7 protein-coding genes are annotated in these 14,245 nt (G+C 71.5%); 5 read left to right on the top strand and 2 right to left on the bottom strand.

Annotated features, from left to right (window positions below):
- Positions 1–96 precede the first annotated feature (96 nt).
- The 4 genes from ACFYPJ_RS00130 to ACFYPJ_RS00115 all read left to right on the top strand — a co-directional run bounded on the left by ACFYPJ_RS00130 (position 97) and on the right by ACFYPJ_RS00115 (position 5,851).
- On the top strand, positions 97–1,011 hold the full coding sequence (locus ACFYPJ_RS00130) for an ABC transporter permease (RefSeq protein ID WP_389008021.1): 915 nt from the start codon (positions 97–99) through the stop codon (positions 1,009–1,011).
- Positions 1,004–1,894 carry an ABC transporter ATP-binding protein gene (locus tag ACFYPJ_RS00125; RefSeq protein ID WP_389008018.1) on the top strand — a complete coding sequence of 297 codons (891 nt, stop codon included), beginning with the start codon at positions 1,004–1,006 and terminating at the stop codon, positions 1,892–1,894. The genes ACFYPJ_RS00130 and ACFYPJ_RS00125 overlap by 8 nt, the downstream gene beginning before the upstream one ends.
- A gap of 100 nt (positions 1,895–1,994) precedes the next feature.
- Positions 1,995–4,190, top strand: a complete 2,196-nt coding sequence (locus ACFYPJ_RS00120) for a CDP-glycerol glycerophosphotransferase family protein (RefSeq protein ID WP_389008016.1) — start codon at positions 1,995–1,997, stop codon at positions 4,188–4,190.
- Positions 4,187–5,851 (top strand): glycosyltransferase family 2 protein, encoded by a 1,665-nt coding sequence (locus ACFYPJ_RS00115; RefSeq protein WP_389008013.1) that lies wholly within the window; start codon positions 4,187–4,189, stop codon positions 5,849–5,851. Before ACFYPJ_RS00120 ends, ACFYPJ_RS00115 begins: the two co-directional genes overlap by 4 nt.
- A 132-nt stretch (positions 5,852–5,983) precedes the next feature.
- Here the strand turns inward: ACFYPJ_RS00115 and ACFYPJ_RS00110 are convergent, their stop codons facing one another.
- Both ACFYPJ_RS00110 and ACFYPJ_RS00105 read right to left on the bottom strand, forming a co-directional pair.
- The gene (locus ACFYPJ_RS00110; protein ID WP_389008010.1) at positions 5,984–7,468 is read right to left on the bottom strand and encodes a hypothetical protein; all 1,485 of its coding nucleotides are present in this window, start codon (positions 7,466–7,468) and stop codon (positions 5,984–5,986) included.
- Positions 7,469–7,680: 212 nt separating this feature from the next.
- Positions 7,681–12,624, bottom strand: coding sequence for an NAD-glutamate dehydrogenase (locus ACFYPJ_RS00105; protein ID WP_389008007.1), 4,944 nt, complete (start codon positions 12,622–12,624; stop codon positions 7,681–7,683).
- 1,006 nt (positions 12,625–13,630) lie between these two features.
- Between ACFYPJ_RS00105 and ACFYPJ_RS00100 the strand changes: the two genes are divergently transcribed.
- Entirely contained in the window at positions 13,631–14,197 is a 567-nt protein-coding gene (locus ACFYPJ_RS00100; RefSeq protein ID WP_376523695.1) for a DJ-1/PfpI family protein, read from the top strand.
- Positions 14,198–14,245: the final 48 nt, after the last annotated feature.

The raw sequence follows: 14,245 nt of genomic DNA, 5'->3' as shown, positions 1-14,245 counted from the left end.
GACGTAAGAGAACGTGAAGAGACATACAGGGAAATACGGAGAGACGGACCTCCCCCGGACGCACGCACCCCTCCCCCCCGAGCGAAAGCAGCGGATGTGAGCCAGGTCCTCCACACACCGCCCCCGACGACCACCCCGGCCGACGACGACCTGGCGGCACTCGCCGCCCGGCACGGGCTCACGGTCAGCGGTGCCCGACCCACCCTGCCCCAGTACGTCCGCCAGCTGTGGGACCGGCGTCACTTCATCACCGCCTTCTCCACCGCCAAGCTCACCGCGCAGTACAGCCAGGCGAAGCTCGGCCAGGTCTGGCAGGTCATGACCCCGCTGCTCAACGCGGCGGTCTACTACTTCATCTTCGGTGTACTGCTCGGCGCCAAGCACGGCGTGCCCGACTACGTCCCGTTCCTGATCACGGGCGTGTTCGTGTGGACGTTCACACAGAGTTCGATCATGGCGGGCACCCGGGCGATCGCCGGCAACCTCGGGCTCGTCCGCGCCCTGCACTTCCCGCGGGCCGCGCTGCCGATCTCCTTCTGCCTCCAGCAGCTCCAGCAGCTGCTGTTCTCGATGGCCGCGCTGGTCGTCATCCTGCTCTGCTTCGGCGTCCCGGTCACGATCTCCTGGCTGCTGGCGATCCCGGCCCTGGTCCTGCAGTTCACGTTCAACGCCGGCGTCTCGATGATCGTGGCCCGGCTGGGCGCGAAGACCCCGGACATCGCCCAGCTGATGCCGTTCGTCCTGCGCACCTGGATGTACGTGTCCGGCGTGATGTGGAGCATCGACCGGCTGACCAGCAAGGACGACCTGCCGCACGTGGTGACGGTCGCCCTGGAGGTCAACCCCGCGGCCGTCTACATCGACCTCATGCGGTTCGCGCTGATCGACAGCTTCCACGCGAGCCAGCTGCCCCCGCACGTGTGGGCGGCGGCGGTCGGCTGGGCCCTGCTCGCGGGCATCGGCGGCTTCATCTACTTCTGGAAGGCTGAGGAGACGTACGGCCGTGGCTGAGAACCTGAACGACACGAAGATCCCCACCGTCGTCGCCGACCGCGTCGACATCGTCTACCGGGTCAACGGCACCGGGGCCGGCCGCGGCACCGCCACCGCCGCCCTCAACCGCATGCTGCGCCGCGGGCAGGCCGAGAAGGCGGCCGGCGTGCGCAAGGTGCACGCGGTCAAGAGCGTCTCGTTCGTCGCGTACAAGGGCGAGGCGGTCGGCCTCATCGGCACCAACGGCTCCGGCAAGTCGACGCTGCTGAAGGCCGTCGCGGGCCTGCTCCCGGTGGAGAACGGCCGCATCTACACCGACGGCCAGCCCTCCCTCCTCGGCGTCAACGCGGCCCTGATGGGCGACCTGACCGGCGAGCGCAACGTCTACCTCGGCGGCCTCGCCATGGGCATGTCCCGCGAGGAGATCAAGGACCGCTACCAGGACATCGTCGACTTCTCCGGCATCAACGAGAAGGGCGACTTCATCACCCTGCCCATGCGGACGTACTCCTCGGGCATGGGCGCCCGGCTGCGCTTCTCCATCGCCGCCGCCAAGGACCACGACGTCCTGCTGATCGACGAGGCACTGGCGACCGGCGACCGGTCCTTCCAGAAGCGCTCCGAGGCACGCATCCGCGAGCTGCGCAAGGAAGCCGGCACCGTCTTCCTGGTCAGCCACAACAACAAGTCGATCCGCGACACCTGCGAGCGGGTCCTGTGGCTGGAGCGCGGCGAACTGCGCATGGACGGGCCGACAGAGGAGGTCATGAAGGCGTACGAGGCGTTCACCGGCGACAAGAAGCCGGCCAAGCCCGCGCCGAAGCCGAAGGCGTCCGTGCCGGCGCAGGACAAGCCGCAGGACAAGCCGCAGGACAAGAAGGTCGCTGCGCAGCCCTCCTGATCCACGGCCGGCGCAATCCGGGCCGCCCCATTCTTCCGATCAGTGACACTATGACCTGAAATGGTGCGGCCTGGAGACAAGGCGAAGGAGAGTGCCCGCGATGCCCGAGCTGAGCATCATCGTCCACGGGCCCGACACGCAGGGGCACTTGGCCGAGCTGCTCGACTCCCTCGCCGCCCGCCCCCTGCCGGACACCGAGGTGATCGTGGCCGCGGTCGGCGACTGGGCCCGCGAGACGGCCGAGGGGCACGCCGCCCGCGCGGTGGTGCTGCCCCTGCCGGACGGCACGGGCGACGCGGCGGCCCGGTCGGCGGGGGCCGCGCGGGCGAGGGGCCGCTGGCTGCACTTCGTAGCGGCCGGGGACGGCCTGCCCGCGGGCGCCCCGCGCCTGGTCGCCGAGCGCGCCGCGGAACTGCCGGACACCGTGGACGTGCTGCTCCTCGACCACATCTCCAGCACCTGGCGGACCACCGGCGTCCGCTCCGCCGACGGCCCGCTGCTGGCCCGCACCGGCCGCACCGAGCCGGCCCTCGACACCGCCGCGGACCTGCTGCGACTCGCCCCGCTGCTCGGCAACCGCGTCCTGCGCGCCGCCTTCTGGCGGGCCCACCAGGACCGGCTCGCCGCGGGCGACGAGGCGTTCACCGCGTACGCCGCCCTCCTGCACGCCCGCCGCGTCGCCTGCCTGAACCAGATCGGGTACGACCGGCGCCCGCCGCGCCCCGAGAGCCTGCCGCCGGTCACCGCCGAGCGGCACTACGCCGTCGTCGACCGTTACGAAACGCTCCTCGCGCTGGTGAAGGACCGCCCCTCCCCGCACGCGGTCCTCTACGACGTCATGGTCCGCGACCTGCTGCGCGCCTTCACCCAGGAGGACATGCCCGACCCGGTGGCCCGTGAGTTCTTCCGCCGGGCCTCCCTCGCGGCGGTCCGCCACCGCCCCGCGGGACACCTCCGTCCCGGCGGGCTCGACGGCGTCCGCCACTGCCTGCTCGAAGAGGGCGCGTACACCAGGTACCGCGCCTTCCAGGCCGCGGGCCGCACCCGCCGGGCGGCCGGAAAGGCGGTGCGCACCCGCAAGAGCCGGCTGGGGGTGAAGGTCCGCGAGCAGCAGTACCGCCGGGCCCTCGGCCGCCGGGTCGATCCCGACCTCGCCGTCTTCTCCGCGTACTGGAACCGCGGGGTCGCCTGCAACCCGGCCGCCATCGCCGCCGAACTGGCCCGCCGCGCCCCGTGGATCCACCCGGTGTGGGTGGTGACGAAGGACAACGCCCCGCTGCTGCCGCCCGGCACCGACCACGTGCTTCCCGGCACCCGCCGCTACTGGGAGGTGCTGGCCACCGCCAAGTACCTGACCAGCAACGTCAACTTCCCCGACGCGGTCGTCAAACGCCCGGACGCGATCCACCTGCAGACCCACCACGGCACCCCGCTGAAGCGGATGGGCCTGGACCAGACGCGGTACCCGACCGCCGCCCGCGGCATGGACTTCGCCAAGCTGCTGGCCCGCGTCGACAAATGGGACTACAGCATCTCGGCCAACAGCCACACCACCCGCAGGTGGCAGCGCGCCTACCCGTCCCGCTACGCCTCCCTGGACTACGGCTATCCGCGCAACGACGTCTACTACCGCGCCGGTGCCGCCGACGTCCGCGCGGTCCGCGACCGCCTGGGCATCGCCCCGGGCCGCACCGCCGTCCTCTACGCCCCCACCCACCGCGACTACGAGGCCGGCTGGACCCCCCGCCTCGACCTCGCCGCCCTCGCCGACCGGCTCGGCGAGAACACGGTGCTGCTGGTGCGCGCCCACTACTTCTACGGCACGGCCGCCACCGCCCTGGCCGGCCTGCGCCACACCGGCCGGGTCATCGACGTCTCGTCCTACTCCCCCGTCGAGGACCTGTGCCTCGCCGCCGACGCCCTGATCACGGACTACTCGTCGATCATGTTCGACTACGCCAACCTCGACCGCCCGATCGTGATCTACGCCGACGACTGGGAGACGTACGCGACCACCCGGGGCGTGTACTTCGACCTGCCGTCCGAGGCGCCGGGCCAGGTCGCCCGCACCCAGGAGGACCTGGCCGAGGTGTTCGCCTCGGGCGCCTGGCGGGACGAGGCCGCGGCGAAGGCCCGCGCCGTCTTCCGGCGCCGGTTCTGCGAGTTCGACGACGGGCATGCCGCCGAACGGGTCGTACGCCGGGTGTTCCTCGGCGAGAACGACCAGGCGCTGCCCCCGGTGGTCCCGCCGGCGGACCGCACCCCGGCACCGAACCCCGAGGAGGCCACGGCATGACCCCCGACGTCACGGTGACGGTGATCGTCCACAATGACGCGGCACGGCTCCCGAGAGCCGTGGCGTCCGTGCGCCGGCAGACCCACGCGAACATCGAGATCGTCATCAGCGACGACCACTCCACCGACGAGACCCCGTTCGTGGCCCGCGCACTGGCCGCGCAGGACGACCGCATCCGCTGTCTGCGGCTGGCCCGCAACAGCGGCGGTTGCAGCGCCCCGCGCAACCGGGCCCTGGAGACCGCCCGCGCGCCCTACCTGATGTTCCTCGACAGCGACGACGAACTCCCGGCGAACGCCGTCGAGTCGCTGCTCGCCGCGCACCGCGAACGCGAGGTCGACTTCACGATGGGCGCGGTGCGCCGGATACGGGCGGACAACGGCCGCCGCTCGACCTGGATGCCGCACCTGGTCGCCGAACGCCGCACACTGGCCGGCATCGAGGACGACCCGCGCCTCTTCTTCGAGCACCTGGCCACGAGCAAGATGTACGCCCGCGCCTTCCTGGACCGCCACGACCTGCGCTTCCCCGAGGGCATCCACTACGAGGACCAGCTCTTCACCGCGCAGGCGTACTGCCTGGCAAAAGCGTTCACGATCATCCCGGAGCCGGTGTACCACTGGTACACAGCCCCGTTCGCGACAGCCGACTCGGCGTCCATCTCCAACCAGCGGCACCGGCTGGACAACGTCCGCGACCGCATCCACGTGCAGCGGCTGATCGACGCCTTCCTGACCGACAGCGGGCACGCGGCACTGCGGGAGGACAAGGACTACAAGTTCCTCAAGCACGACTTCCGGCTGTACGCCGCTGACCTGCCCCACCGGGACGAGGCATGGCTGCGGTCCTTCGCGGAGATCACCGTCCCGTACGTCTCGCAGCTCGCCCCCGGCGCGTTCGCCCGGCTGCCCCGCCCGGAACGCGTGGTGCTCCAACTGGTCCGCGAGGGCCGGCTCGCCGAGGCGCAACTGGCCGCACGGGGTCTGGGGCACGGGGTGGCACCGCGGCGGGTGACGGCAGACCCGGAGGGCGGCGGCACCTACTGGGGCGAGCGGATCCCGGCCACCGGCTGGGCCCGGCGCGAACTGGAGGTGACCGACCTGGAGCTGGCCGCCCGCCCGTTCCCGAGCGCCCTGTTCCGCCACGAGACGACCGAGGTGACGGCCGAACCGGGCGCCTGTCTGCACCTGCGGATCCGTACGTACGACCCCGGGCTGCGGCTCCCGGTCGGCCCGCAGCGGGCCGCGCTGCTGCTGACGCCGGGCCGGCGCCGGCTCACGGTCCCGTTCCGGCTCACCCCGGTCCGCCCGGGCATCTTCGAGGGCGAGGTCCGGCTCGACCTGGCGACGGCCCCGGTCCCGCTGCACGGCTTCGCCGGCGTCCGCCACCCGGTGCTGCGCATCGACCACCAGGGAACGGCCAACGCGTCCGTGCTCCTGGCCCCCCTGTCCTTCCCCGCGCTGACCACCCGCGTCGGCTACCGCTCCGGCACCGCCCCGCACGTCCTCACGATCGAACCGGAGGGCCACAATCCGGGCCGGCTGCAGATCCGCTGGCGTCCGGCGGGCGTGACGGCCCACGTGACCCGGCCACTGGCACGACGGCTGGCCCGCCCGACGGTACGCCGGGCGGGCCGGCTCCTGGCAGGACTGCTGCGCTGACTTCCGGCCGACGGCACGCGCATCCACCCGAAGGCACTTGATCCGCCTGACGGTGCGACACGGGCCGCCGTACCACCGTCACACGGGCTCACCACCCCCCTCACCACTCACCCCCACCCTCACCGCTCAAGCTCAGCGCACCGCGTACAGCACCTGCCCGCCCGGCCCGTCGGCCACCTTCCGCAGGTCCGGGTCCCGTGCCTCGCCCGCCCGGTCCACCACCCAGCGCACCCCGTACTCCCGGGCGATCCCACGCCGGTCACCGGCCGGGGTTCCGGCCGCGAAGTACCGGCGCACCGCCGCTTCCCGCCGGTCCGCGTCCGGCAGGAACACATCGGGGTACCCGGGCGCGACCGTGTACGGCCCGTACGCCGGGACCTGCCGGGCCGGGAAGGTGCGCACCATGACCACGTCCCCGTACCTCACCCACGGGGTGATCCAGTGGTATCCCGTCCAGGGCGCCCGGTACTTCGCCGCGACCGCCCCGGGCAGCGCCGCCCGCCCCGCCACGTAACCCAGCGTCCCCGCCTGCGTCCAGGCCCCCGACAGCAGCGCGGCGCCGAGCACGCACGCCCACGCCGTCCGCGCGGTCCGCCGCCCGGCCGGGACGACTTCGAGCGCCGCCGCGAGCTGGGCCGGGATCAGCGCGGCGGGCAGCGCCCGGCCCCATGAGTAGTGCCCGCTCAGCCCGCCCGCCGCGAACACCACCGCGCCCAGCACAAAGAAGATCACCAACGGGTCCCACCGGTGCCGCCGCAGGCGCAGCCCCAGCGCCACCACTCCGAGCAGCACCAGCCCGAACCGGCCGGGCAGATCCCGGTAGAGCGGCCGGTGCACGGCCTCCAACTCCGCCCCGGCGGAGAACAGCGCGAAGAAGTCGTAGTACGGCCACGCCCACAGCACCGCGAGCCCCAGCAGCACGGCCGCGCCGAGCCTCAGCAGCACCGCTCGGCCGGGCCGCGCCGCGACGACGGCGGCGAGCGCCCCGAGCGAGGCCACGACCCCCGAGAACTGATGAACCAGCAGGATCGCCGCCCACAGCGCCCCGATCCCCAGCCACGCCCCCCAGCCCGCGCCGCGGCGCAGCGCCGGGCCCAGCCACGCCCAGAGGTGGAAGGCCAGCCCGAGCGCGAACACGCTCGGATACGACACCGTCAGCGCGAGCGAGTTCAGTCCGAGGAAGCCGCTCCACTCGAACAGCAGCGGACCCCACAGGAACAGCAGACACAGCAGCGCGACGGCGGGCGCCGCCGGCCGGTCGCTCAGCGTGCGCACATACCGCCACACGCCCGTCACCAGCAGCGCGAGCCCGGCGAGCGCGCCGATGCGCAGCACGACGAACACCGACAGACCGGTGGCCTTGGCGACACCGCCGAGCACCAGCATCCACGGCGAGTAGTAGGGGCTCGGCGTGTCCGCGGCGACCAGCGGATTGCCGGGGTGCAGCAGGCTGTGCCGCAGCCGTTGCAGGGTCGCCGCGTGCATGCCGAGATCGCCCGCCCAGGGCAGGCGGACGATCACCAGGAGCAGGAGGACCAGGACGAGCGCGACGGCGGCCGGCGCCACGGCCCGGCCGACTGCCGCAGCAGCGCCTCCGCTAGGCCGCGCGACGCGCATCCGCGGCCGGCCGGGCCTGGATGGGGACGGCCTCCGCCGGACGGGGCCCGGTGAGATGCGCGAGCTTCGCTGTCACACCGCAGACCCTATCCGAAATGCCCCAATTGACTGCCGAACCCGGGGCTCCGCACTCGAAGTGCGGCACCCCGGGTTCGGCACTCCGGGTACAGCCTTCCGGCACGGCGACCTCCCGGCTGCCGTGCCGCGCCCCCCTACGAATGCGAGCGCAGCAGCGTCCGCATCGTCCGCATCGCCACCGACAGGTTGGCGAGGTCGAAGGAGTCCGAACCGCGGATCTCCTCCAGGGTGGTACGGGCCCGGCTCAGGATCGCCGTGTTCTTCTCCTGCCACGCCTTGAACCGCTGCTCGGGCGTCGCGCCCCCGTCACCGACGGCCAGCACCTCCGCGGTCAGTTCGGCGTGCGTCGAGTACAGGTCCTCGCGGATGGAGGCGCGGGCCATGGACTGCCAGCGGTCGGCGCGGGGCAGCTCGATGATCCGGTCCATCAGCTCGGTGATGGCGAGCCGGTCGGCGAGGTCGTAGTACACGTCGGCGACCTCCAGCGGCTCGCGGCCCGTGCGGTCGGCGACCGAGACGATGTCGAGCGTCGGGAACGCGGCGGAGAACCCGGACACCGGCGTGGCCAGTTCACCCGGGACGCCCGCGCCGGTCAGCTCGTCGTAGATGTGCTGGTACCACTCCAGGTCCGCGCCGCGCAGCAGGTTCGGCAGCTGCTGCCAGACCTTTTCGACCCGATCGGCGAAGAACTCGACGGTCTCGGCGAGTTGGAGCGGCTGCGGCCGGTTGTTCAGCAGCCAGCGCGTGCCGCGCTCGACCAGCCGGCGCGAGTGCAGCCGGATCCGGGTCTGCACGGCCGCCTCGACCTTGTTGTCCAGATCCTCCACCGCGTCCCACACGGGCGCCGACCGGAAGATCGTGCGGGCCGCGGTCTGCGCCCGGACGATCTCCTCCAGCGAGGCACCGGTCTCCTCCCGAAGCCGGTGCAGATAGGTCGTACCACCGGTGTTGACCGTGTCGTTGACCAGCACGGTCGTGGTGATCTCGCGGCGCAGCGGGTGGCTGTCGATCCGCTCGGGGAACCGCTCGCGCAGCTCCTTCGGGAAGTAGGCGCCCAGCAGGCCGCGCAGATAGGGGTCGTCCGGCAGCGAGGTGCGCAGCAGCTCCTCGGCGACAGTGATCTTCGTGTACGCCAGCAGCACCGCGGTCTCCGGACCGGTCAGGCCCTGTCCCTGAGCCAGCCGTTCGCGGATCTGACGGTCGGCGGGCAGGAACTCCAGCGCCCGGTCGAGGTGGCCCGCGCGCACCAGGTGGCGGATGAACCGCTGCTGGGCGTTGAGCATGTCCTTGGACTGGGTCAGCGCGTTGGCGATCGCCGTGTTCTGCGCGTAGTTGTTGCGCAGCACCAGGGCACCGACCTCGTCGGTCATCGCGGCGAGCAGCTTGTTGCGCTGCTTGACGGTCATGTCGCCGTCCGTGACCAGGCCGTTGAGCAGGATCTTGATGTTGACCTCGTGGTCCGAGGTGTCCACGCCCGCGCTGTTGTCGATCGCGTCATTGTTGATCTTGCCGCCCTGGGTGGCGAACTCGATCCGGCCCAGCTGGGTCAGGCCCAGGTTGCCACCCTCGCCGACCACCTTGACCCGCAGGTCCCGGCCGTCCACCCGGATGGCGTCGTTGGCCTTGTCGCCGACGTTCGCGTGGGTCTCGCTGCTCGCCTTGACGTACGTCCCGATGCCGCCGTTCCACAGCAGGTCGACCGGCGCCTTCAGGATCGCCTTCATCAGGTCGGCCGGGGTCAGCTTCACCACGCCGGGCTCGATGCCGAGGGCCTCGCGGACGTGCGCGTTGACCGGGATCGACTTGGCCGTGCGCGGGAAGATCCCGCCGCCCGCCGACAGCAGCGCGGTGTCGTAGTCGGCCCAGCTGGAGCGGGGCAGCTCGAACAGCCGGCGGCGCTCGGCGTAGGAGGTGGCGGCGTCCGGCTCGGGGTCGATGAAGATGTGCCGGTGGTCGAAGGCGGCGACCAGGCGGATGTGCTCGCTCAGCAGCATGCCGTTGCCGAACACGTCACCGGACATGTCACCGATGCCGACGACCGTGAAGTCCTCGGCCTGCGTGTCCACGTCCAGCTCGCGGAAGTGTCGTTTCACCGACTCCCAGGCGCCGCGGGCGGTGATGCCCATGCCCTTGTGGTCGTAGCCCGCGCTGCCGCCGGAGGCGAAGGCGTCGCCGAGCCAGAAGCTGTACGACTGGGCGACCTCGTTGGCGATGTCGGAGAACGTCGCCGTGCCCTTGTCGGCCGCCACCACCAGATAGGTGTCGTCCTCGTCGTGCCGCACCACGTCCGGCGGGGGGACGACCGCACCCGCGACCATGTTGTCGGTGATGTCGAGCAGCGCCGAGATGAACGTCTTGTAGCTGGCGACGCCCTCGGCCAGCCACGCGTCCCGGTCCACGCTCGGATCGGGCAGCTGCTTGGCGACGAAGCCGCCCTTGGCGCCCACCGGCACGATCACGGTGTTCTTCACCATCTGGGCCTTGACCAGGCCGAGGATCTCGGTGCGGAAGTCCTCACGCCGGTCGGACCAGCGCAGACCGCCGCGCGCGACCTTGCCGAAGCGCAGGTGGACGCCCTCCACCCGCGGCGAGTACACCCAGATCTCGTACGCCGGGCGCGGCGCCGGCAGGTCGGGGATGGCCTGCGGGTCGAACTTCATGGACACGTAGTCGTGCGGCCGGCCCCGGGCGGCGTCCTGGAAGAAGTTGGTCCGCAGCGTCGCCTTGATGACGGTGAGGAAGGAACGCAGGATGCGGTCCTCGTCGAGGCTGGCCACCTGGTCGAGGGCGGCGTCGACCTCTTCGAGCAGGGCGTCGACGAGTTCGTGCCCGGCCCGCTGGCGCTCGGGCGCCATCCGGGCCTCGAAGAGGGAGACGAGCAGCCGGGTGGTGTGGACGTTCGTCCGGAGGGTGTCCTCCATGTAGTCCTGGCTGAAGGTGGATCCGGCCTGCCGCAGGTACTTGGCGTACGCGCGCAGCACCATCGCCTGCCGCCAGGTCAGCCCGGCGCCGAGCACGAGGGCGTTGAAGCCGTCGTTCTCCGCCTTGCCGGTCCAGGTCGCGGCGAACGCCTCCTGGAAGCGCTCGCGGCCGTCGTCGCCCAGGTAGTCGCCGTTCCCGCCGCCCAGGGACTTGGGGATGCGCAGGCCGAAGTCGTAGATCCAGGAGGTCGTCCGGTCCGCGCAGCGCAGTTCGTACGGCCGCTCGTCGATCACCTCCACGCCGAGCCGGTTGAGGACCGGCAGCACCGCGGACAGCGAGATCGCGGGGCCGTCGCGGTAGATCTTGAAGCGGCGCTCGTCGGGGGCGGCGCCCACCGGTTCGTACAGGCTGAGCGCGAAGTCCTTGCCGGCCTCGTCGCTGAGCCGCTCCAGGTGGACCAGGTCGGCGACCGCCGCGCGCGGGGTGTGGTCGGCCTTGTAGCCCTCGGGGAAGGCGTTGGCGTAGCGGCGCAGCAGTTCGGCGGCGCGTTCCTCGCCGCACTCCGCGGTCAGCGCCTCGGCGAATCCGTCGGCCCAGGAGCGGGCGGCCTCGACGAGCCGGGCCTCGATGCGCTCCCGGTCACCGTCGGACAGCTCGGGCAGTTCGGTGCCGGGCGCGACGCGGACGACGAAGTGCAGCCGGGAGAGGACGGATTCGGTGTTCCAGGCGGTGAAGTCGACGCTGGTGCCGCCCAGTTCCTCCTTGAGGATGTCGATGATCCGCAGCCGGACGCCGGTGGTGTAGCGGTCGCGGGGGAGGTAGACGAGGGCGGAGTAGTAGCGTCCGTATTCGTCCTGCCGCAGATACAGCCGCAGCCGCCGGCGTTCCTGCAGATACAGCACGGAGGTGGCGATGGAGCGCAGTTCGTCCACGCGCGTCTGGAACAGCTCGTCGCGCGGGTAGGTCTCCAGGATCTGCATCAGGTCACGGCCGTCGTGGCTGTCGGGCGAGAACCCGGCGCCCTTGAGCACCTGGGCCACCTTGCGCCGGATCACGGGCACGCGGCGCACGGACTCGGTGTACGCGGCCGAGGAGAACAGCCCGAGGAAACGGCGCTCGCCTACGACGTTTCCGTCCTTGTCGAACTTCTTGACGCCGACGTAGTCGAGGTACGACGGCCGGTGCACGGTGGCCCGGCTGTTGGCCTTGGTCAGCACCAGCAGCTTGTGCTCACGGGCCTTGGCCCGGGCGTCGGTCGGAAGCCGCTCGAAGGAGGGGCTGACCGGGTGGCTGTCCTCACCGGAGTGCTGGGGGTCGGCACGCAGGATGCCCAGGCCGGTGCCGGGCACGGCGGCCAACGAGTCGTCCCCGTACAGCTGGTACTCGCGGTAGCCGAGGAAGGTGAAGTGGTCGGCGGACAGCCAGCGCAGCAGCTCGCGGGCCTCCTCCACGTCCGGCTCGGGCAGGTCGGCCGGGAGCGGCTCCTCGGCCAGCCCCTCGGCGATGCGCAGGGCCGCGTCCCGCATCTTCTCCCAGTCCTCGACGGTCTCGCGGACGTCGGACAGGACGCGCAGCAGATCGGCGGTGATCTGCTTCAGATCGGCGCGGTCGGTCTCGCGGTCGATCTCCACGTGGATGAAGGACTCGATGTGCGCGTCGTGCGGGAGGTCGCCGCCGGTGTACGGGCCGGGCAGCACCTCGATGAGCTTGCCGGTGAGGTCCCGCCGGACGACGAACTGGGGATGGATGACTACGTGGATGCCGCGCCCCTGGCGGCTCAGCTCATTGGTGACGGAGTCGACGAGGAAGGGCATGTCGTCGGTGACGACTTCCACGACGGTGTGGCTGCAGGTCCACCCGTTCTCCTCGACGGTCGGGGTGTGCACCCTCACGTTGGCCGTGCCCTGGGGACGGGTCTCGGCAAGTCGGTAGTGCGAGAACGCGGCTCCGAAGACGTCGACCGGGTCACGGTCGCCGAGGTCCTCCGGTGCGGTGTGCAGGTAGTAACGCTGGAGGAACGCGAGCACGGACTCGTGGTCCGTCGTGCCCTCGTCCGTCGTCCCGGTCGGTAGGTACCCCCCGGCCGGGCTGTTCTCAGCTACCCGGGCGGCCCGTTCGAGCAGCTCGGCCTTGGCTTCGTCCAGCTTGGTCTGCATTGTCCTCTGGCTCCTGTCGCGCGCCGTTGCGTGACGTAGAAAGAAGGGTCTCTTCCCCTCCGGCGTAACGCCACGGCCCGGGGTGTCCGGTTCGCTTCGACGCTATGCCGCGAGGCGAGATGAGCGGGGTGATTTTTGCCAATGTCCACGCGCTCGACGGGTGTGACGCTGCTCTCCGTGACGTCCTGACCCGGGACGTGCGTGGCGCCTCGGGACTCCTTGCGCCCCGGGCCCGCCCACAAGGACCAGCGACCGCCACCCGGACACGGATGTCCTCCGTGCTCTCCGGGCGCAGGACAGGGGCAGCAGAAGTGCCCCCGCGAACTATCGCGCTGATCACTCCCCAAGGCTATCGCTCCTCCCCCAGGGCCCGTCATGAGCCGTATGTGTACAAATCCGAGAGTCAAACTTTGACGTTCTGCACAGCATCGAACCGGCCACGGGACCCTGGAACCGGACAAAGCCCGCCGGGCCGGGACGCAGGCCCGGTGGACGAAACGCCCTCCGCACAGCCCATGCGCCCCACGGGACGAATCACAGGTCCACGGACGAAACGCCCTCGCACACCCGAGCGCCCCGTGGGCGGCGAGCAGACGCACGGGCGGCGTGCAGGCCCGCGTACGGCGTGCAGGCCCACGGACGGGACGGAGAAGCCCGCAGGCTGCACTCTCAGGCGTTACGGACGGGACTCAGGCCCACGGACGGGACGCGCAAGCACACGGACGGGACGGCGGACACACAGGCGGCACGCAGACGCGCGGACGGGGGCCGCACGCGCCACGGACGGCACGCCCGCACACAGCCCGCGCGCCCCACGGACGGCGCGCAAACGCACGGACGACACGCAGACCCCCGGCCAGAACGCAGACCCGAGGGCGGACGGAAGTGGCGCAACCCCTTGCCCGCGCGGCAGGCTGGATCCACGTCGACCAGGAACAGCGCGCCACCGACTACGGAGAGCGCACCGGCCACGTGACCGGTGCACGCCCGAGAGGAGCCGCCCGCCATGCCCCCGAAGATCCTCATCGTGACCGGCGACGCAGCGGAGTCACTGGAGGTCATGTACCCGTACCAGCGCCTGCGCGAGGAGGGCTACGACGTCGACATCGCCGCCCCCACCCGCAAGAAGCTCCAGTTCGTCGTCCACGACTTCGAACCCGGCTTCGACACCTACACCGAGAAGCCCGGCTACACCTGGCCCGCCGACCTGGCCTTCGCCGAGGTCGACCCCGGCCAGTACGCGGCCCTGGTGATCCCCGGCGGCCGGGCTCCCGAATATCTCCGCAACGACCCCGAACTCCGCAAGATCCTCAAATCGTTCTTCGACGCGGACAAACCGGTCGCCCAGATCTGCCACGGCCCCCTGCTGACCGCCGCGATCGACAGCCTCCGCGGCCGGCGTGTCACGGCCTATCCCGCCCTGGAACTGGACATGCAGTCCGCCGGCGCCGTCTTCCAGGACGCCGAGACGGTCGTGGACGGCACGCTGGTCTCCGCCCGCGCCTGGCCGGACCACTCCCGCTGGATGCGGGAGTTCCTGACCGTGCTGCGCTCGAAGGCCCCGGTGACCTGAGCCCCGGCCGCGGCCCGCGGGACGGCGACGCCGGGTCCGCGGGACGGC

The sequence above is a fragment of the Streptomyces sp. NPDC006012 genome (genome assembly GCF_042871185.1).
In the GTDB taxonomy this organism is placed as follows: domain Bacteria; phylum Actinomycetota; class Actinomycetes; order Streptomycetales; family Streptomycetaceae; genus Streptomyces.
This window is presented reverse-complemented; position numbering and strand designations above follow the sequence as displayed.

Excerpts from the sequence above, each read along its gene's own strand:
- ACFYPJ_RS00115 (WP_389008013.1), top strand. The coding sequence starts at position 4,187 with ATGACCCCCGACGTCACGGTGACGGTGATCGTCCACAATGACGCGGCA.
- ACFYPJ_RS00100 (WP_376523695.1), top strand. The coding sequence starts at position 13,631 with ATGCCCCCGAAGATCCTCATCGTGACCGGCGACGCAGCGGAGTCACTG.
- ACFYPJ_RS00120 (WP_389008016.1), top strand. The coding sequence starts at position 1,995 with ATGCCCGAGCTGAGCATCATCGTCCACGGGCCCGACACGCAGGGGCAC.
- ACFYPJ_RS00105 (WP_389008007.1), bottom strand. The coding sequence starts at position 12,624 with ATGCAGACCAAGCTGGACGAAGCCAAGGCCGAGCTGCTCGAACGGGCC.
- ACFYPJ_RS00110 (WP_389008010.1), bottom strand. The coding sequence starts at position 7,468 with ATGCGCGTCGCGCGGCCTAGCGGAGGCGCTGCTGCGGCAGTCGGCCGG.